The sequence below is a fragment of the Saccharopolyspora sp. NPDC049426 genome, from assembly GCF_040676935.1.
In the GTDB taxonomy this organism is placed as follows: Bacteria; Actinomycetota; Actinomycetes; order Mycobacteriales; family Pseudonocardiaceae; genus Saccharopolyspora.
Genome location: NZ_JBFAPZ010000001.1, coordinates 322,177 through 339,686, shown reverse-complemented (window position 1 = coordinate 339,686; position 17,510 = coordinate 322,177). Strand labels below are relative to the sequence as shown.

The following is a 17,510-nucleotide window of genomic DNA, read 5'->3' as shown; positions in this document are numbered from 1 at the left end:
GGGAGGGCACTCGCCGACAGGCGGGTGCCCTCCCTGCTCTTCCGGCTGCGAGAACGACCGCGACGCAGGTCACGGGTGATCGAGGTTCGGCATCAGGGACAATGGGTGCGATGACCGCTCTGGACCTGCCCGCCGCGACGGGCGCCAAGACGCTGCGGATCGGACCCCACGTGGTCGATCCGCCGGTGGTGCTCGCGCCCATGGCTGGGATCACCAACGTCGCGTTCCGGCGGTTGTGCCGGGAGTACGGCGCCGGGTTGTACGTGTGCGAGATGATCACCAGCCGCGCGCTGGTGGAACGGCACCCGAAGACGCTGGAAATGATCACCTTCGACGCCGACGAGCACCCGCGCTCGATGCAGCTCTACGGCGTCGACCCGCTGACCATGGGCAAGGCCGTGCGCATGATCGTCGAGGAGGACCTCGCCGATCACGTCGACATGAACTTCGGCTGCCCGGTGCCGAAGGTGACCCGCAAGGGCGGCGGATCGGCGCTGCCGTACAAGCGGCGGCTGTTCGCCGACATCGTGCGCGCCGCCGTCGAAGCCGCCGAGCCCGCCGGGATCCCGGTCACCGTGAAGTTCCGCATCGGCATCGACGACGAGCACATCACCTACCTCGACGCCGGTCGCATCGCCGAGGACAACGGTGCCGCCGCCGTCGCGCTGCACGGCCGGACCGCCTCGCAGCGCTACTCCGGCACCGCGGACTGGTCGGCGATCCGCACTCTCAAGGAACACGTCACCTCCATCCCGGTGCTCGGCAACGGCGACATCTTCAGCGCCGACGACGCGCTGCGGATGGTGGCCGAAACCGGTTGCGACGGCGTGGTCGTCGGCCGCGGCTGCCTCGGGCGCCCGTGGCTGTTCCGCGACCTGCAAGCCGCGTTCACCGGACGCCCCGTTCCGGAAGGCCCGAACCTGGGCGAGGTCTCGCGCGTGCTGCGGCGTCACGGCGAGCTGCTCGCCGACCACATGGGCGAGGAGAAGGGCCTTCGGGACCTGCGCAAGCACATGTCGCAGTACCTGCGGGGATTCCCCGTGGGATCGGATCTGCGGCAGGGTTTCGGACTCGTCTCCAGCCTCGCGCAGCTCGACGACCTGCTGGCCCAGCTCGACCCGGACGTGCCGTTCCCGGTCGACGCCGAAGGACCGCGCGGACGGCAGGGATCGGCGGGCAAGGTCGTGCTGCCGGAAGGCTGGCTCGACGACCCCGACGACCTCACCGTGCCCTCGGGCGCGGAGATCGACTCCAGCGGCGGCTGACCCGTGCGAGTGGTCTGGCCGCTCCTGGTCGCGCTGTGCGCGGCCGGGTGTGCGACGGCCCCGCAGCAACCGGACTTCCGCGGCTACTTCGCGGACAACAACACCGCCGCGACAGCCGGGCCGCAGGCGCAGCAGGAGTTCTTCCACCGCTCGCAGCACCCCGATTTCACCGACAGCACGTGCGAACTGGGCGATCTCACGGTCCAGCTGGACCCCGCCTGGAGCACGCTGCGGCCCGACCCCGGATTCACCGCCGACGGCGTGGTCCCGCGCGGCGAGATCTGGGCGATCGGCGTCGAAGTCACCACCCGCGTGAACGGCAGCGCCACCGGTCATCAAATCGGGTCACAACACCTCGTAGTCCTCGACGGGCGGACCTTCGGGTTCGCACCCTGTCCCCAATAACCGAAAACCTCTGACATGCGGCCAAGATCACCTCGATGCGGTTGCAGGGCGGTGATATGAAACCGACACTGGCTCGTCCGTGCGGGTGGGTCCGAACCGATTCGCTTCCACATCCGCCCCTCCGCCCGGTACACACCTAGGAGCCGATGACTCGGTCTCCGATCGCCGACGTTGTCACCCGATCGCGCGAATTGAGATGTGTGGCGAGTCCAACCGGCATGATCGTTCCGTCAGATGACGACAGCGCGGACGGGAGGTGGTCGACGTGATCCGCAACAGGTACGCCGGGCAAGACCCGCACTCCGGTGGCGGTGACGTGCCGCAACCGCCCACGCCTCGCAGCCGTGAGGAAGTCGCCGGCGGCACGGGCATGGCGGAGCTGCACGAGTCCATCGCGCGCCTGCTGGCCTCCCGGGGCCAGTGGCGGCAGGCGTACCACCACCTGCGGTCCGCGCTGGACATGATGTCGTCGGACAAGCCCGCCGTGCCCGAACAGCTGCGCAGCGAGGTCGAACTGCTGCGCAAGGAGCACGCCAAGGCTCGCGAGGAGAGCCTGCGCGACAGCCTCACCGCCAGCTACAACCGTCGCTACCTCGACGAACGGCTCGCGGACCTGGTCGCCGAGAACTCCATGACCGGCGAGGGCATTGCCGTGGCCCTGATCGACCTGGACTGGTTCAAGCTGGTCAACGACACCTACGGACACCTGTTCGGGGACCGGGTGCTGCAGCGCGTCGTCGACCTGCTGCAGGAGGCGCTGCCGGACGGCGCGTTCTGCGCCCGCTACGGCGGTGAGGAGTTCGTGCTGGTGCTGCCGCACATCCTGCCCAACTCGGCGGTGCAGGTCTGCGAAGCGGCCCGGCAGCGCGTGGAGCACTTCCCGTGGGAGACCATGGCGTCCGGACTCGGCGTGACGATCAGCATCGGCGTCGTGCACGAGCAGGGAACCGGCGGGCACGTCTCGGGCGAGCAACAGCTCATCTCCGCCGACGCTCTGCTGTACGCGGCGAAGCGGGCCGGCCGGAACGCCGTCGCGTACCGGAAGGGCGCGAAAGTCCGGTTGGCCGGTGCCGCAGGCGAGCGCGTCTCCGAGGCCGGGAGAGCCGTCGGTTACTGATGGCGATCACCCGAGGACACTCGGTGCCTTCAAGCTGCGCGCATACCGGTCATCTGGCTTAGCACTGTTAGTCGTAACAGACCAGCGGGACGGTAGGATCGTGCACTGATTGTGAAGAAACTGTCGGCGCTATCGTCAGTTCGGGCGATCAGCCGTACTATCTTTGAGGCGCAACGCGATACATGTCGGGGAGTATCGAGCGCGTCAAGATCCGCAGAACGATGACTGAGGCAGGTTGGGAGGGAACACGCGTGCCGCAAGACCCCCGGCATGGCGACTTCGGGCACCGGCGTACCCGCCCCGACGAAGACGCCGATGCCACCGGTTCGGCAAGTGGTTCCGGACGTCGCCGACGCGCGTTGTCAGAGGACGGCTCGGGTGGCACCCGCGTGATCGACCTGCTGTCCAAGCACGGCAAGGGACCGGGCACCTCCGGCCACCGCCGCGCCGCTGAGCCGCAGCCGCCGTCGGCACCTCAACCTCCGCAAAAACCTCCGCAAAAACCCCCGCAGACCGGCCCGCGTCGGGCCGCTCCGCAGGCACCGCCGGAACCTCCGCAGGCGTGGACCTCGCCCGAGCCGACCGGCCGCCGCCCCCGGCAGGCACCGCCGAGTCGCCCGATGCCCACGCCGCCCGCTCCGCCGAACAACCCGGCGCCCCCGGCCGGCTGGACCCCGCCGAGCACCGGTCCGCGGCCCGTGCAGCCGCCGCCGGCAGGCCCGGTGTCCCCGCCCTCCGGTCGCAATCAGCGACCCACCCCGCCACCACCTCCCGCCGCTCCAGGAGCCGCCGCCGCGTTCACCGGTGGTGCCGCCGCGCGTCCCGCCCGGCGCAACCCCGAGCCGCCGGCGGAAGAGGCCACCCGGATCAGCCAGGCGCTGAGCACCGACGCCCCGCAGCGCGTCTCACCCCCGTCCGGCCGCAACCCGCGCCCGGCCCCCGCGCATCCGGCCCCCGCGCACCCGCCCGCCGACATGGACGCCACCACGCAGCACCCGCGCGTGCCGGCGGCCCCGCAGCAGGAGCGGCCCGCGCGGCCCGCCAAACCCACGCCGCCGCCGGTCGAGCAGGCCGAGAAGACCGCGATCGTGGCGCCCGCCGACGGCTACTCCGAACTCGACGAGTTCGACGACGAAGCCGGCATCGCCGAGGACTTCGGCGACGAAGACGATCGCAAGAACGACATCGAGCAGATCGACCTCACGCTCGCCCGGTTCTCCGCGGTGCACGACGAGATCGCCGCCGAGGAGGCCAAGCGCCGCAAGCGCTACGCGTGGCTCCCCGGCAACAAGAAGGAACCCGAGCTCGGCAGCGACATGCCCTTCGACTTCCGCGACGACCGCGGTGGCGGGTCGCGCATGGAGTGGAAGAAGAAGCAGCGCAAGCGCCGCACGCACCTCATCGTCATGGCCGTGGCGGTCGCCGCGTCGCTGACGGTGTTCCTGTCGCTGGGCTTCGCCTGGGGCGCGACCGCGCTGTTCGGACCCCCCGCCGTGCTGGCGCTGGACCCGAACTCCTCCGACATCAAGGACGCCGCCGGGCAGGCGGGCGACCAGAACTTCCTGATGATCGGCTCCGACACCCGCGCCGGAGCCAGTGCGTCCGACGGCGTCGGCGACGAGAACGACGAACCGGGCGCTCGCTCGGACACCACGATGGTCGCCCACATCCCCGCCGACCGGAGCCGGGTGGAGCTGGTGTCCTTCCCGCGCGACCTGCAGGTGGACAGGCCCGACTGCCAGCGCTGGGACCCCAATACCGGCAAGTACAGCGGCGAGATCGTCCCGGGCAAGAAGGGCGCGCGCCTCAACGAGGCGTACGCGGTCGGCGGCCCGCTGTGCACCACCAAGGTCATCCAGCAGCTCTCCGGCCTGCGGATGGACAGCTTCCTCGGCATCGACTTCAACGGCTTCAAGTCCATGGTCGACGCCGTGCACGGCGTCGAGATCTGCACCGAGAAGCCCGTCGTGGACTCCACGCTCGGCACGGTCATCCCCGAGGCCGGACGGCACAACCTCACCGGCGACCAGGCCCTGACCTACGTCCGCGCCCGGCACGTCAAGGGCGACCCGACCTCGGACTACGGCCGGATGCAGCGCCAGCAGATGTTCCTGTCGTCGCTGCTGCGCAAGACCATGTCCAGCCAGGTGCTGCTGGACCCGCGCAAGCTCAGCGACTTCGTCAAGGCCGTCAGCGCCAACACCTTCGGCGACAACATCGGCGCCGACCGGCTGATGGACCTGGGCCAGCAGCTGCAGGGCCTGGACCCGAACAAGGTCACCTTCGTGACGGTCCCGACCACCGGCTACGCCAACGAAGAGGGCATGGAAGTCCTGCGCGACGACGCCGCGAGGGCGCTGTTCCAGTCGATGATCGACGACGCACCGGTGACCACCGACGGCACTCCGCAGAAGGCCGCCCAGTCCAGTCCGACCGGCGGATCGGGCGGTTCCGGTGGCGCGGCGGGTGTCGGCCGCGTGCTGCACCAGCAGCCCGCGGAGCCGTCCCTCCCGGGTGACTCAACCGTGAGCGCTGGAACCGAGATCTGCGGCTGACCTGCGCTTATCGTCGGCTTCGAGCTGGTCGATCACGCCGATTTCACCTCCGGTTCACCACAGGTCATTCTGTCCGATTCCGCGGGGAAGTACGCTGGGTGACATGCGCGAGGTCTACCAGGAACAACTAGGCATGCTGACCGACGTTCTCGCCTCCATGTCGGCGATGGTCGGCACGGCGATGGAGCGCGCCACCAAGTCGCTCCTGGAGACCGACCTGAGCCTGGCCGAGCAGGTCATCGACGAGGACGCGCTGGTCGACGAGGCGCGGTCCCGGGCCGAGGAGTACGCCTTCGGGCTGCTGGCCCTCCAGGCCCCGGTGGCCGGTGACCTGCGCAGCGTCATCGCCACCATCCACGCCGCCGAGGACATGGAGCGGATGGGCGACCTCGCCCTGCACGTGGCCAAGGCCGCCCGGCGCCGGCACCCGAACGCGGTGCTGCCGGACGACGTCGCCGCCTACTTCGCCGAGATGGGCCGCATCGCCGTGAAGCTGGCCCACCAGGTCAGCACCGTCATCCGCACCCAGGACGTCGAGGCAGCCCGGCTGCTGGACGAGGTCGACGACGAGATGGACGACCTGCACCGCCACCTGTTCACCGTGCTGATGAGCCCGGACTGGGAGCACGGCGTGGCCACGGCCGTCGACGTGACGCTGCTGGGCCGCTTCTACGAGCGCTTCGCCGACCACGCGGTCGCGGTCGCTCGCCGGGTCGAGTTCATCGTGACCGGAAAGATGCCGTCCCGTTGATCGCTTTTCGCTGGTCGGTGACGATCTTGCGCGGAAAGTATTAATAGTCGGTCTCAGCACTCGATGTTGTGATCATCGTGTGCCATCCTCTTTCGAGTGAGAAGCGACCGAACTCGTACCGATGAGGTGCTCGGTGGGTAAGAGTCCGACCGTGCACCGACGTCGACTGGGAAGTGAACTGCGGCGCCTCCGCGAGATCGCCGGCCGCACGCACCGCGAGGTCGCCGCCCACCTGGACTGCTCGCAGGGCAAGATCAGCCAGATCGAGCTGGGCCGGGTACCGGTGCGCACCTCCGACGTGCGCCTGATGGCCGAGTTCTACGGCGTCGCCGGCGACCAGCTCGAAGCGCTCATCGACCTGGCCCAGGACTCCAAGCAGCGCGGCTGGTGGCAGCAGTACCCCAGCACGGCGCTGCGTCCCGGCCTGCAGACCTACCTCGGGCTGGAGACCTCGGCGAAGGCCGTCAGCTGCTTCGGCAGCGACCCGCTGCCCGAGCTGCTGCAGACCACCGACTACACCCAGGCCCTGCTGGCCTCGGACTCCCAGGTGTTCACCGACGACGAGATCGCCGAACGGCTCAAGGTGGTCTCCACGCGCCAGCAGCGGCTGCTGGGCGAACAACCCCTGGAGCTGTGGGCGGTCCTCGACGAGTCGGCTCTGCGGCGCCGCGTGGGCGGTCCCGCCGTGATGCGGGCGCAGCTGGAGCACCTGGTGCTGCTGGGCTACCGCCGCAACGTCACCATCCAGGTCCTGCCGTTCCATCACGGCGGCCACCCGCTGATGGGCGACCGCGCAGCGGTGTTCTCCTTCACCAACGAGGCCGACCCCCAGGTCGTGCACCTGGGCGACTCGGCCAACTCCCGCTTCCTGGACAAGGCCGCCGACACGGCCGACTACCTCAAAGCCTTCGAGCAGGTCTGCACCAGCGCCATGACCCCGAAGGACTCCAGCGCCTTCATCTCCTCGATTGCGGACGAGCTGCCGGTTTAAGACTCTGTGGTCCTTCTGCTTGGCGGTGCGGGAAGCGGAACCTCAGACGCCTTCTGGCTCCGGGATCCGAGACTTGAGTATGGAACGGATACGCGGCGCTACGGCTGTCCTCCCCAGAAGACGTCTGAGAACCCGCGGCGGTGCTAGTTGCTCAGGTGGGGTGAGGAGAAAGCGACTTCGTCGCTTGCCTGACGTGAGAAGAGGACAAAAATGCAGGGCTTCCCTTGGGAGGCCCTGCATTTCGCGTCGCCGAAGGTCAGCCGAAGCGGCCGGAGATGTAGTCTTCCGTGGCCTTCTGGGTGGGGTTGGAGAAGATCTTGCCGGTTTCGTCGATCTCCACGAGCTGACCGGGCTCACCGACGGCGCGCAGGTTGAAGAACGCGGTCTGGTCGCTGACGCGGGCGGCCTGCTGCATGTTGTGGGTGACGATGACGATCGTGTAGTCCTGCTTGAGGTGCGAGATCAGGTCTTCGATCGCCAGGGTCGAGATCGGGTCCAGCGCGGAGCAGGGCTCGTCCATCAGCAGCACGTCGGGACGCACGGCGATGGCGCGGGCGATGCACAGCCGCTGCTGCTGACCGCCGGAGAGGCCGCCGCCCGGCTTGTTCAGCCGGTCCTTGACCTCTTCCCACAGGTTCGCGCCGCGCAGCGCCTTCTCGGCGACCTCGTCGAGGTGCGACTTGTTCTTCTCGCCCGCCAGCTTCAGCCCGGCCACCACGTTGTCCCGGATGGACATGGTGGGGAACGGGTTGGCCCGCTGGAAGACCATGCCGATGGTCTTGCGCACCTGCACCGGGTCGACGTTGTCGGCGTAGATGTCCTCGCCGTCGAGCATCACCTTGCCCTCGACGCGGGCACCCGGGATGACCTCGTGCATCCGGTTCAGCGACCGCAGCACGGTGGACTTGCCGCAACCGGAGGGACCGATGAAAGCGGTGACGCTGCGGGCGGGCACCTGCAGGGTCACGTCCTGCACGGCGTGGAACTTGCCGTAGTGCAGGTTCAGGTCTTTGATGTCGAGACGCTTGGCCATTTCGAAAGTCCCTACTTGGTCTTGATCGCGAAGATCTTGGACAGACCGGTCGCGGCAAGGTTGATCAGCATGATGACGATCACGAGGGTCAGCGCCGCCCCCCACATCCGGTAGTCACCGGCCATGGTTCCGGTGCTGCGCTCCATGAAGATGGTCAGCGGCAGCGACGCCATCTCCCCGCCGAAGAGGTCGAAGTTGATCGCCGAGGAGTACCCGACCAGGATCAGCAGTGGCGCGGTCTCGCCGAGAACGCGCGCCAGGCCGAGCATGACGCCGGTGACGATGCCCGACAGCGCGGTCGGAAGCACGATCCGCACGATCGTCTTCCACTTCGGCAGACCCAGCGCGTAGGCCGCCTCGCGCAGTTCGTTCGGCACGATCAGCAGCATCGTCTCGGTGACCCGGACGACGACCGGCAGCATCAGCAGCAGCAGCGCCAGCGCCACCGCGAAACCGCTGCGGGTGAAGCCGAAGGTGGTGATCCACAGCGCGTAGATGAACAGGCCGGCCACGATCGAGGGCAGACCGCTGAGGATGTCCACCATGAAGGTGGCGACCTTCGCCAGCTTCGACTGCTGTCCGTACTCGACCAGGTAGACGGCGACCATCACGCCCAGCGGGACCGCGAAGACCAGGCAGACCAGGCCTTCGAAGACGGTGCCGACCATGGCGTGGTAAACGCCGCCGCCGGTGTCGGTGGGCAGCAGGCCCTTGAACGAGTGCGACCACCAGTCGGCGCTGAGGACCGGCTGGAGACCGCGTTCCAGCAGCGTCCACAGCACCCACAGCAGCGGGATGACCGCGATCACGAAGGCCGCCGCGAACAGGACGGTGGCCAGGTTGTCCTTGAACTTCCGGCCGAAGCCGATGCTCTGGAAGGCCGGCGCGGTTGCGAGCTGCTCCACGTCGGCAGCGTCGGTCCTCATGACTTCCCCTTAGCGCCGGCCGCACTCTCGATCCAGCGCGCGATCGCGTTGACTGCGAAGGTGATGACGAACAGCACCAGACCGGCCGAGATGTAGGCCCCGACCTGCAGGTTGTTGTTGAACTCCGCGGACCCGAGGGCGATCTTGGACGCGAAGGTCGCTCCGCTGTCGAAGATGCTGTACCCGGGAGGCGCGGTGGTCGCGCTCAAGATGATGGTCAGCGCCATCGTCTCGCCCAGCGCGCGACCGAGGCCGAGCATCGAACCGCCCACGAAGCCGTTCCGGCCGAAGGGCCACACCGTGGTCTTGATGACCTCCCAGCGGGTCGCGCCGAGCGCCAGCGCGCCCTCGATCTGCGCGTCCGGGGTGCGCGCGAAGACCTCGCGGGTCACGCCGGTGATCGTGGGGATGATCATCACCGCGAGCACGATCCCGGCGGTGAAGACGTTCGCGCCGGAGTCGACCTGGGCGATGTTGCCCTGGCCGAAGATCGGGATCCAGCCCAGCGTCTCGTTCAGCCACGTCGACACCGGCTTGAGGAACGGGCCCAGCACCAGGAAGCCCCAGAGGCCGTAGACGACCGAGGGCACCGCGGCCAGCAGGTCGACGATGTAGGCGAACGGGCGGGCCAGGTTCCTCGGCGCGTACCGGGTGAGGAAGAGGGCGATCCCACCGGACAGCGGCATCGCGATCACCAGCGCGACGATGGAGCTGGCCACGGTGATCCACGCGAGGTCGAGGATCCCGAAGCTCATGCTGCTCGGGTCCCGGGTGTCCCACTCCCTGCTGAACAGGAAGTTCACCTGGTTCACCTGCAGCGCCGGGATCGCCCGGATGAGCAGGAAGATCGCGATGGCAGCGATCACCGCCACCACGAACGCACCCGAAGCGGTGGCGAGCGAGGAGAACACCTTGTCGCCGACGCGGGAGGACTTGCCCGCTGTCTTCTCTGGAGCGGAAATGGGTGCCTCCGGTCCGGAACTGGGCGCCGAAGCGCCCCGCTGGGCACCGGTGGTGCCCGCGGGGCGCGTGGCGGCTCTCGTCGAGTCGGTCACTGCTGTTTGCAGCCTCTCATCTTGTCCGTTGGACCAGGGGCCCGCCCGGGGTGCGGGCGGGCCCGGTCACTATCAAGAGATGGCGTTGACGGCTTCCAGGACCTTGCCCTTGAAGCTCTCCGGCAGCGGGACGTAGCCCGCCTTCTCGAGTTCCTGCGGGTTGGCGTTGGCAGCCACGGTCAGGAACGCCTTGACCGCCTTGGCGGTCTCCGGGTCGTAGCCCTTCGAGCAGACGATCTCGTAGGTGTTCAGCACGATCGGGTAGACGCCCGCGGCCTTGTTGCCGTAGATCGACTCCAGGTCGACCTTGAGGTCGTTGCCCTCACCCTCGATCTTGGCGCCCTCGATGGCCTTGCCGACGTTGGCGGTGTTGAGCTCGACCGGGCCGGCGCCGCTGTCGATCTTGGCGATGCCCAGGCCCAGGTTCTTCGGGAAGGACCACTCGACGTAGGTGAAGCCGCCCTCGGTGGCCTTGACCGACTGCGCGACCTGGTCGGAGCCGTCACGGCCCTGGCCGACGCCCTGACCGCCCTGGAAGGTCTTGCCCTCACCGGAGAACGCGCCACCGGTGGCGGTCTTGAGGTACTTCTGGAAGTTCTCGGTGGTGCCCGACTCGTCCGAGCGGAAGAACGGAACGATGTCGATCGACGGCAGCTGAGCGTTGGGGTTCAGCGCCTTGACCGCCGGGTCGTCCCACTTCTTGATCTCACCCTTGAAGATCTTGGCGATCACGTCGGGGTTGAGAGTCAGGTCGGAGACGCCGGGGATGTTGTAGGACATGGCGACGGGACCGAACACCATCGGCAGGTTCCAGGCCGGGTTGCCCTGGCAGCGCTCGGCCGCCTTGGCGACCTCGCCCTTCTCCTCCTTCAGCGCGGAGTCGGAACCACCGAAGTCGATCTGGCCGGCGGTGAAGGCGGCGACGCCCTTGCCGGAGCCGGACTTGGTGTAGTTGACGGTCTGGTTCGGGCACTTGAGGCCGTAGTCGCGTGCGAAGACGTCGACCGCGTTCTTCTGCGCCGACGAGCCCTCACCGGAGACCGGCTTGGTACCGCACGCGACCTGCAGGCCGTCGAGGGCCGGGTTGCCGCCGCCCTGCGGGACGTTCTGGTCCGAGCCGCAGCCGGCGAGCACGAGCGCGCCCGCGGCGACGACGGCCAACGCAGCGCTGTGCCGCTTGATTCTCACTTCGTTCCTCCACCCAAGGGACAAACTGCCGGGCGCGGCCGAGCCGCGCAGGCTCGTGCTTCATGCCGCTTGTGCCAGACGCTAAGCAGCGAGGATGGACTGCCTTCACCATCCAAGTGAACGCGAAGTGAACAAGGCACGCTTAGTAAGCGGGGACACACCCCAACGGGCGAGGGGGAGGTAGATCTTCCACTCGCACCGTGACTCACAGCATTCTCGGCTCAGCGTCCGAATTGCACGTCGCTGTCCAACTTGGCGAAGCCCAGCCGCTGGTAGACCTTCACCGCAGGCACGTTGTCGGCTTCGACGTAGAGGATGACGCGACTACGCCCGGTATCCCGAAGGTGTCGCAGGCCGACCACGGTCAGTGACTTCCCCAGGCCGCCGCCTTGCGCGTGCGGGTCGACACCGACGACGTAGACCTCACCGGTCCCGTCGGGGTGGACCTTCGTCCAGTGGAACCCCAGGAGCTCGCCGGACTCGTCGACCGCCAGGAAGAAGCCCTCCGGGTCGAACCAGTCCTCCTTCTCCTTGGCGCGCACGTCCTCCTCGGTCATGTCGCCCTGCTCCGGGTGCCAGACGAACGCGCGGTGGTTCACCCGGACCACTGCGGCCTCGTCCTCGCCGGGCCGGAAGGTGCGGATGGCCACGCCCTCCGGTGGCTGCGCGTCGGGCAGCTCCGGCTCAGCCAGCTCGCGGCCCATCCGCCACAGCTCGCGTGGCCGGTGGAAGCCGTAGCGCTCGGACAGCCGCAACGCGCCCGGGTGCTCGCCGTGCGACCAGATCCGCAGCCGCCCGGTGTCGGCGTCCGGCTCGGCACCCAGATCCGCGCGCTCCAGCAGCGCCTCGACGAGCCGGGTGCCCGCACCCAGCCTCCGGTGCTCGGGGTGGACGGCGAGCTCGGCGACCAGCTGACCCGAACCGGCCTCGTGCTCGGTGTCCAGGTGCGCGTAGCCGGTCAGGACACCGCCGGAATCGCGAACGATGAAGTGCTCGGACCGCACATCGGCCTGCACCGGCTCGATCTGGTGGACGACGTCGCGGTGGGCCTTGAGCCGCAGGATCACGTGCTCACCGACCGGAGCGACACCGTCGGCCTTCTCGGTCTCGTCGAGCAGGCCCATCACCTCGGCCGTCTCGCTGTCGTCCAGTCCATTACGCCAAGTCAGCTGCACATCCACGACCCTACCCACGCGCACGCGACGAAGCCCCCGACCTTCAAGATCGAGGGCTTCGTCAGGTGATCTCGCGGTTACGCGTTGAGGCTCCGCAAGTCCGCTGACTCCACGGCCTCGGCCGCAGCGGACTCGGCCTCCGCGACCTCGGCGGCCAGCGGGGAGGTCGAACCTCCGCGGTTCGGGCGGACGAACTTGTAGCCCACGTTGCGCACGGTGCCGATCATGGAGTCGTGCTCCGGGCCGAGCTTGGCGCGCAGCCGCCGGACGTGCACGTCGACGGTGCGGGTGCCGCCGAAGAAGTCGTAGCCCCAGACCTCCTGCAGCAGCTGGGCGCGGGTGAACACCCGGCCCGCGTGACCGGCCAGGTACTTCAGCAGCTCGAACTCCTTGTAGGTCAGTTCGAGCGCCCGGCCGCGCAGCCGGGCGGTGTAGGTGGCCTCCTCGATGACCAGGTCGCCGACGCTCAGCGAACCGTCACCGGTGGAGGAGGACTCGCTGCGGCGGGAGACCAGCAGGCGCAGCCGGGCGTCGATCTCGGCCGGTCCGGTGGTCGGCAGCAGGATGTCGTCGACCCCCCACTCGGCGTTGACGGTCACCAGACCACCCTCGTTGACCAGGGCGATCACCGGTGCGTCACCGGCAGCGAGCAGGCGGCACAGATCACGGGCGCCCACGAGGTCGGTGCGGGCGTCGACGATGACCACGTCGTGCGCACCGCCCGACAGGATGGCCCCGGGGTCGGCGGGCAGCACTCGCACCCGGTGCGGCAGCAGTGCCAGCGACGGAAGGACCGCGTCGCAATCGGATTCACTGGTCAGCAGGAGCAGCTCGGAGCTCATCTGGGGCCTCCATCTCCAGGCGAGAACGACTGACGGCCGTGAGTGGCCATCACCCGCAGTCATCGGATGACTTGGCGTCGTTGCCTGTGGATGGCAAGGAGAATAACCGACATGCGGCGGAAAAACCCAGGTCCAACCGAGGGCATCACATTTGTGAACGGAAGCGCACCACATGTTTCACAGATGTTTCGCGGTCGCCCCGTCACGTTGCGAGCCGAAGACGGAACCCGGCTGCGCGGCGTTCTGCACCCCGGCCCGGGGCTTCCGGCGCCCCTGGGTTTCGTCGTCGGTCACGGCTTCACCAACCACATCCGGAAGCCCGGCGTGCGCAGCGTCCTGGAACGGCTCGCCACGCACGGGCCGGTGCTGGCCACGGACTTCCGCGGCCACGGCCGCTCCGGCGGGCGGACCACCGTCGGCCCGAACGAGGCCATGGACATCGACGTGGCCGTGGCGCACCTGCGCGCGGCCGGCTGCGAGCGCGTCGTCACGGTCGGGTTCTCCCTCGGCGGATCGGTCGTGCTCCGGCAGGCCGCGCTGGGCACCCCGCCGGACGCGGTGATCTCGGTGAGCAGCCCGGCGCGCTGGTTCGTGCGCGACACCCCCGCGATGCGCAGGGTCCACTGGCTGCTCGAACAACCCCACGGGCGGTTGAGCGCCCGCCTGCTCGGCGTCCGGCTGGCCGGTCCCTGGCCTCGGGTTCCGGTGTCGCCGATCGAACTCGCCACCCGCATCGAGGTGCCGCAGCTGATCGTGCACGGTGCCGAAGATCACTACTTCCCACCATCCGACGCGCGCGCCCTCAGCGAAGCGGGCGGCGCGGAGTTCTGGCTGGTCGAGGGCATGCGCCACGCCGAGAGCTCGACCACCCCCGAACTGGTGGACCGGATCGCGGCGTGGGCGGTCGATACAGTGACACCACCCGATCGGGCCCGGTCGGGCCCCCGGCGCCCCGACAGAACGGAACGCGCGGAGTGAAGAAGCTCGCGATCACCCTCGTCCTCGTCATCGGCCTCCTGGTCGCCGCCGACTTCGGCTCGGCCGCGTTCGCCGAGTACCAGGTGTCGAAGAAGGTCGCCCAGCAGCTCAAGCTGCCGGAGCAGCCCGAAGTCTCGATCAACGGCTTCCCGTTCCTGACCCAGGTCGCCGCGGGCAACTACCGCGACGTGCAGCTGGTGGCCAACGCGGTGCCGGTCGAGCCGTTCAACGAGGTGGGCATCGAAGCCGACCTGCACGGCGTGAAGGTCGCGACCTCCGAGGTCATCGCGGGCACCGCCGATCAGTTCACGGTCGACCAGCTGGTGGGCCGGGTGAAGCTGAAGGCCTCCGACGTCGCCCGCCTGATCGGCATCCAGGACCTGACCATCGAACCCGCTGCCCCGGACGCGCTCGCCGACGACGACGGCAACATCAGCGAGTCCGACAAGCGGCTGGCCGAGGGCGGCGACGACCAGCGCGTGCCGGTGCAGCTCGACGGCACCGTCAACATCGCGGGCTCCGACAACAAGGTGCGGGTGATCGCGGTGTTGTCGCTGGTCAACGGCAAGATGGAGATCGAGCCGCGCAAGCTGGAGCTGAACAACAGCGCGCTGGGACCGATCGACCTGCCGCCGATCTTCGAGCAGTCGGTGCTCAAGCAGTTCAACACCACCCTCGACCCGGGGATGCTGCCGTTCGAGGTGCAGCCCACGGCGGTGCGCGCCGAGCGCGGCGCGCTGGTCATCGAGGGCACCGCGGAGAACGTCACGATCAACGGCAACGGGGTGACCACGGGATGAGCCCAGGTGTGATCGCACTGCTGATCGTCGTGCCGGTGGCCCTCGTGCTTGGGCTGGTCTGGCAGGCCCGGCAGGGCAAGGTGCGCGAGAGCGGCGGTGAGGAGATCGTGACCGACAACTTCCCGGACGGGCTCAAGCAGCGGCTCGCCGACGCCCCCGAACCGGACGCGAAGGTGACGCTGCTCCAGCTGTCGACCACCTTCTGCCAGCCGTGCCGGCACGCCCGCATCCTGCTGGCCGACTTCGCGGGCAAGACCACCGACGTCCGCCACGTCGAGGTCGACCTCACCGACCACCCCGAGTGGTCCACGCCGCTGCGCGTCCACAGCACCCCGACGACCCTGGTACTGGACCGCGCGGGCCGGGAGCTGTTCCGCGTCGGCGGCGTCCCCCGCCCCCAGGCCCTCTCCGAGGCGATCGAGCCGCTCCTGTGACCTGCAACGGCGCAGCCATCATCTCGTTCACCACCTGAGCACCCGGCACCGCCGCGCAAAGTGAGCAGCACGGTCTAATCCGTCCCACTGTATGAACGTTCTTCCCGGCGATCGGTCTATCCGGGTAACCTCCGTCTCGTGCATGTACTGCTGACCCGAAGGCGCGCGGTTGATCTCTGCCGCGTGGGTAGCAGCCTGTGTTGATGGCACTGACCGGGCGGTAGTACGCGTTCCAAGCACGGCCTCGTCATGTCCTCATGACTCTCGCCGGCGCGCGCCCACCGCCTGACGGACTCGGCAGACCCAGTCCACATCGTCAGGAGGCCCTCGAAAGATGTCTGTCACGACGCTCGACCCACGCGGGGTCAGGTTCACCGCAGCGATGACCAGCGTGATCCTCGCGTTGGGTCTGGTGACCACGAGCTGGCGCGTCATGGCGGCCCAGATGGTTCTGTTCGGTCTGTGCGCGTTCATCGGAATGCAGCTCAACCCGTGGGGCGCGCTGTACCGCACCACCGTGCGGTCCAAGCTCCCACCGGTCGCGCCGGAGGACCGCGAGGACCCCGCACCCGTTCGCTTCTCGCAAGGAGTGGGCTTCGTCTTCACCCTCGTGGCCACCATCGGCTACGCGGCGGACCTGACCACTCTCGGCATCGCGGCAAACGCCCTAGCCCTGGTGGCGGCACTGCTCAACGCGGTGTTCGGCTACTGCCTCGGCTGCCAGATGTACCTGGTGCTCCGCCGGTTCGCGCCGGCCGGGGCGTCCACAACAGACTGACCAAGTTCGAAGATCAACGAAGGAGTCGCTCGATGAGCCGCGCAGAGGTCCTGGTCTCCACCGAGTGGGCCGAAGAGAACCTGAACACCGCCGGGGTGGTGTTCGCTGAGGTGGACGAGGACACCACCGCCTACGACGGCGGCCACATCCCCGGGGCCATCAAGCTGGACTGGAAGAACGAGCTGCAGGACCACGTCCGTCGTGACTTCGTCGACCGCGAGGGCTTCGAGAAGCTGCTGTCGGCCAAGGGCATCAGCAACGACGACACGGTGGTGCTCTACGGCGGCAACAACAACTGGTTCGCCGCCTACGCCTACTGGTACTTCAAGCTCTACGGACACGGCGACGTCAAGCTGCTCGACGGTGGCCGCAAGAAGTGGGAGCTCGACGGCCGCGAGCTGACCAAGGAAGAGCCGAACAAGGCCTCCACCACCTACAAGGCCCAGGAGCCGGACACCTCGATCCGCGCCTTCCGGGACGAGGTCGTGGACGCCATCGGCAACAAGAACCTGGTCGACGTGCGTTCGCCCGACGAGTTCTCCGGCAAGCTGCTGGCCCCGGCTCACCTGCCGCAGGAAGCCGCGCAGCGCGGTGGCCACATCCCCAGCGCGATCAACGTGCCGTGGAGCAAGGCCGCGAACGAGGACGGCACCTTCCGCTCCGACGAGGAGCTCAAGGAGATCTACGGCGAGGCCGGGCTGGACACCGCCAAGGACACCATCGCCTACTGCCGCATCGGCGAGCGCTCGTCGCACACCTGGTTCGTGCTGCGCGAGCTGCTGGGCCACCAGAACGTCAAGAACTACGACGGTTCCTGGACCGAGTACGGCTCGCTGGTCGGCGTGCCGATCGAGAACCCGTCCGAGGCCTGATCACCCCGGTAACACCGAGCAAGGAGTTTGTGACATGAGTGGATGCGGAGCGCCGCAGCAGTCGGCAACCGCGGTCGACGAGGCCACTGACCAGGTCGTCGTGGCCGGCAAGGTGCGGTCCGGGGAGTCGCCCGTCGGCGGGGCTTTCGTCCGCCTGCTGGACTCCTCGGGTGAGTTCACCGCCGAGGTCGTCACCTCCGAGGAGGGCGACTTCCGGTTCTACGCGGCTCCGGGTGACTGGACCGTCCGCGCGCTGCACCGCAGCGGCAAGGGCGAGTCCAAGGTCTCCCCGACGGGCACCGGAGTCCACGCCGTGGACATCGCGGTCGCCTGACCTGCGCAGCA

The 17,510-nt window shown here is 68.6% G+C and carries 19 protein-coding genes; 13 read left to right on the top strand and 6 right to left on the bottom strand.

Annotated features, from left to right (window positions below):
• Positions 1-110 precede the first annotated feature (110 nt).
• The 6 genes from dusB (at position 111) to AB0J78_RS01545 (ending at position 7,084) form a co-directional block, all read left to right on the top strand.
• Positions 111-1,265: a tRNA dihydrouridine synthase DusB gene (gene dusB, locus AB0J78_RS01570; protein WP_363785807.1), complete on the top strand. Its 1,155-nt coding sequence runs from the start codon at positions 111-113 to the stop codon at positions 1,263-1,265.
• 9 nt (positions 1,266-1,274) lie between these two features.
• A complete protein-coding gene (locus tag AB0J78_RS01565) occupies positions 1,275-1,670 on the top strand; it encodes a hypothetical protein (RefSeq protein ID WP_363785804.1) in 396 nt (131 codons plus the stop codon).
• A gap of 370 nt (positions 1,671-2,040) precedes the next feature.
• Entirely contained in the window at positions 2,041-2,787 is a 747-nt protein-coding gene (locus tag AB0J78_RS01560) for a GGDEF domain-containing protein (protein WP_363786375.1), read from the top strand.
• 251 nt (positions 2,788-3,038) lie between these two features.
• On the top strand, positions 3,039-5,342 hold the full coding sequence (locus tag AB0J78_RS01555) for an LCP family protein (protein WP_363785801.1): 2,304 nt from the start codon (positions 3,039-3,041) through the stop codon (positions 5,340-5,342).
• Positions 5,343-5,445: 103 nt separating this feature from the next.
• On the top strand, positions 5,446-6,093 hold the full coding sequence (gene phoU, locus AB0J78_RS01550; protein ID WP_132621699.1) for a phosphate signaling complex protein PhoU: 648 nt from the start codon (positions 5,446-5,448) through the stop codon (positions 6,091-6,093).
• A 151-nt stretch (positions 6,094-6,244) separates the two neighbouring features.
• Positions 6,245-7,084: a helix-turn-helix transcriptional regulator gene (locus AB0J78_RS01545; RefSeq protein WP_363785799.1), complete on the top strand. Its 840-nt coding sequence runs from the start codon at positions 6,245-6,247 to the stop codon at positions 7,082-7,084.
• Positions 7,085-7,340: 256 nt separating this feature from the next.
• Here the strand turns inward: AB0J78_RS01545 and pstB are convergent, their stop codons facing one another.
• The 6 genes from pstB to AB0J78_RS01515 form a co-directional block, all read right to left on the bottom strand.
• The gene (gene pstB, locus AB0J78_RS01540; protein ID WP_363785796.1) at positions 7,341-8,117 is read right to left on the bottom strand and encodes a phosphate ABC transporter ATP-binding protein PstB; all 777 of its coding nucleotides are present in this window, start codon (positions 8,115-8,117) and stop codon (positions 7,341-7,343) included.
• Between the two features lie 11 nt (positions 8,118-8,128).
• Positions 8,129-9,043, bottom strand: coding sequence for a phosphate ABC transporter permease PstA (pstA, locus tag AB0J78_RS01535; RefSeq protein ID WP_363785793.1), 915 nt, complete (start codon positions 9,041-9,043; stop codon positions 8,129-8,131).
• Entirely contained in the window at positions 9,040-10,005 is a 966-nt protein-coding gene (gene pstC / locus AB0J78_RS01530) for a phosphate ABC transporter permease subunit PstC (RefSeq protein WP_363786373.1), read from the bottom strand. Before pstC ends, pstA begins: the two co-directional genes overlap by 4 nt.
• A gap of 165 nt (positions 10,006-10,170) precedes the next feature.
• Positions 10,171-11,286, bottom strand: a complete 1,116-nt coding sequence (gene pstS, locus AB0J78_RS01525; RefSeq protein ID WP_363785791.1) for a phosphate ABC transporter substrate-binding protein PstS — start codon at positions 11,284-11,286, stop codon at positions 10,171-10,173.
• A 221-nt stretch (positions 11,287-11,507) separates the two neighbouring features.
• Positions 11,508-12,455 carry a mycothiol synthase gene (gene mshD / locus AB0J78_RS01520; protein WP_363786371.1) on the bottom strand — a complete coding sequence of 316 codons (948 nt, stop codon included), beginning with the start codon at positions 12,453-12,455 and terminating at the stop codon, positions 11,508-11,510.
• Positions 12,456-12,538: 83 nt separating this feature from the next.
• Positions 12,539-13,303 (bottom strand): response regulator transcription factor, encoded by a 765-nt coding sequence (locus AB0J78_RS01515; protein WP_363785788.1) that lies wholly within the window; start codon positions 13,301-13,303, stop codon positions 12,539-12,541.
• 183 nt (positions 13,304-13,486) lie between these two features.
• Here AB0J78_RS01515 and AB0J78_RS01510 point away from each other — a divergent pair, with 183 nt between their 5' ends.
• The 7 genes from AB0J78_RS01510 to AB0J78_RS01480 all read left to right on the top strand — a co-directional run bounded on the left by AB0J78_RS01510 (position 13,487) and on the right by AB0J78_RS01480 (position 17,499).
• Positions 13,487-14,281: an alpha/beta fold hydrolase gene (locus tag AB0J78_RS01510; RefSeq protein ID WP_363785786.1), complete on the top strand. Its 795-nt coding sequence runs from the start codon at positions 13,487-13,489 to the stop codon at positions 14,279-14,281.
• On the top strand, positions 14,278-15,081 hold the full coding sequence (locus AB0J78_RS01505; RefSeq protein ID WP_363785783.1) for a DUF2993 domain-containing protein: 804 nt from the start codon (positions 14,278-14,280) through the stop codon (positions 15,079-15,081). Before AB0J78_RS01510 ends, AB0J78_RS01505 begins: the two co-directional genes overlap by 4 nt.
• The gene (locus AB0J78_RS01500; RefSeq protein WP_363785781.1) at positions 15,078-15,515 is read left to right on the top strand and encodes a thioredoxin family protein; all 438 of its coding nucleotides are present in this window, start codon (positions 15,078-15,080) and stop codon (positions 15,513-15,515) included. Before AB0J78_RS01505 ends, AB0J78_RS01500 begins: the two co-directional genes overlap by 4 nt.
• Before the next feature lie 138 nt (positions 15,516-15,653).
• On the top strand, positions 15,654-15,719 hold the full coding sequence (locus AB0J78_RS01495; RefSeq protein WP_363786369.1) for a putative leader peptide: 66 nt from the start codon (positions 15,654-15,656) through the stop codon (positions 15,717-15,719).
• 130 nt (positions 15,720-15,849) lie between these two features.
• Complete coding sequence (locus tag AB0J78_RS01490; RefSeq protein ID WP_363785778.1) at positions 15,850-16,293, top strand: DUF4395 domain-containing protein; 444 nt, start codon at positions 15,850-15,852, stop codon at positions 16,291-16,293.
• Positions 16,294-16,325: 32 nt separating this feature from the next.
• Complete coding sequence (locus AB0J78_RS01485) at positions 16,326-17,165, top strand: sulfurtransferase (protein WP_363785776.1); 840 nt, start codon at positions 16,326-16,328, stop codon at positions 17,163-17,165.
• A gap of 34 nt (positions 17,166-17,199) precedes the next feature.
• On the top strand, positions 17,200-17,499 hold the full coding sequence (locus AB0J78_RS01480; protein WP_363785774.1) for a DUF1416 domain-containing protein: 300 nt from the start codon (positions 17,200-17,202) through the stop codon (positions 17,497-17,499).
• Positions 17,500-17,510: the final 11 nt, after the last annotated feature.

Bases quoted from the DNA above. Each gene is read 5' to 3' on its own strand.
- dusB (WP_363785807.1), top strand. From the start codon at position 111: ATGACCGCTCTGGACCTGCCCGCCGCGACGGGCGCCAAGACGCTGCGG.
- AB0J78_RS01560 (WP_363786375.1), top strand. From the start codon at position 2,041: ATGGCGGAGCTGCACGAGTCCATCGCGCGCCTGCTGGCCTCCCGGGGC.
- phoU (WP_132621699.1), top strand. From the start codon at position 5,446: ATGCGCGAGGTCTACCAGGAACAACTAGGCATGCTGACCGACGTTCTC.
- pstB (WP_363785796.1), bottom strand. From the start codon at position 8,117: ATGGCCAAGCGTCTCGACATCAAAGACCTGAACCTGCACTACGGCAAG.
- pstA (WP_363785793.1), bottom strand. From the start codon at position 9,043: ATGAGGACCGACGCTGCCGACGTGGAGCAGCTCGCAACCGCGCCGGCC.
- AB0J78_RS01515 (WP_363785788.1), bottom strand. From the start codon at position 13,303: ATGAGCTCCGAGCTGCTCCTGCTGACCAGTGAATCCGATTGCGACGCG.
- AB0J78_RS01510 (WP_363785786.1), top strand. From the start codon at position 13,487: ATGTTTCGCGGTCGCCCCGTCACGTTGCGAGCCGAAGACGGAACCCGG.
- AB0J78_RS01500 (WP_363785781.1), top strand. From the start codon at position 15,078: ATGAGCCCAGGTGTGATCGCACTGCTGATCGTCGTGCCGGTGGCCCTC.
- AB0J78_RS01490 (WP_363785778.1), top strand. From the start codon at position 15,850: ATGTCTGTCACGACGCTCGACCCACGCGGGGTCAGGTTCACCGCAGCG.
- AB0J78_RS01485 (WP_363785776.1), top strand. From the start codon at position 16,326: ATGAGCCGCGCAGAGGTCCTGGTCTCCACCGAGTGGGCCGAAGAGAAC.
- AB0J78_RS01480 (WP_363785774.1), top strand. From the start codon at position 17,200: ATGAGTGGATGCGGAGCGCCGCAGCAGTCGGCAACCGCGGTCGACGAG.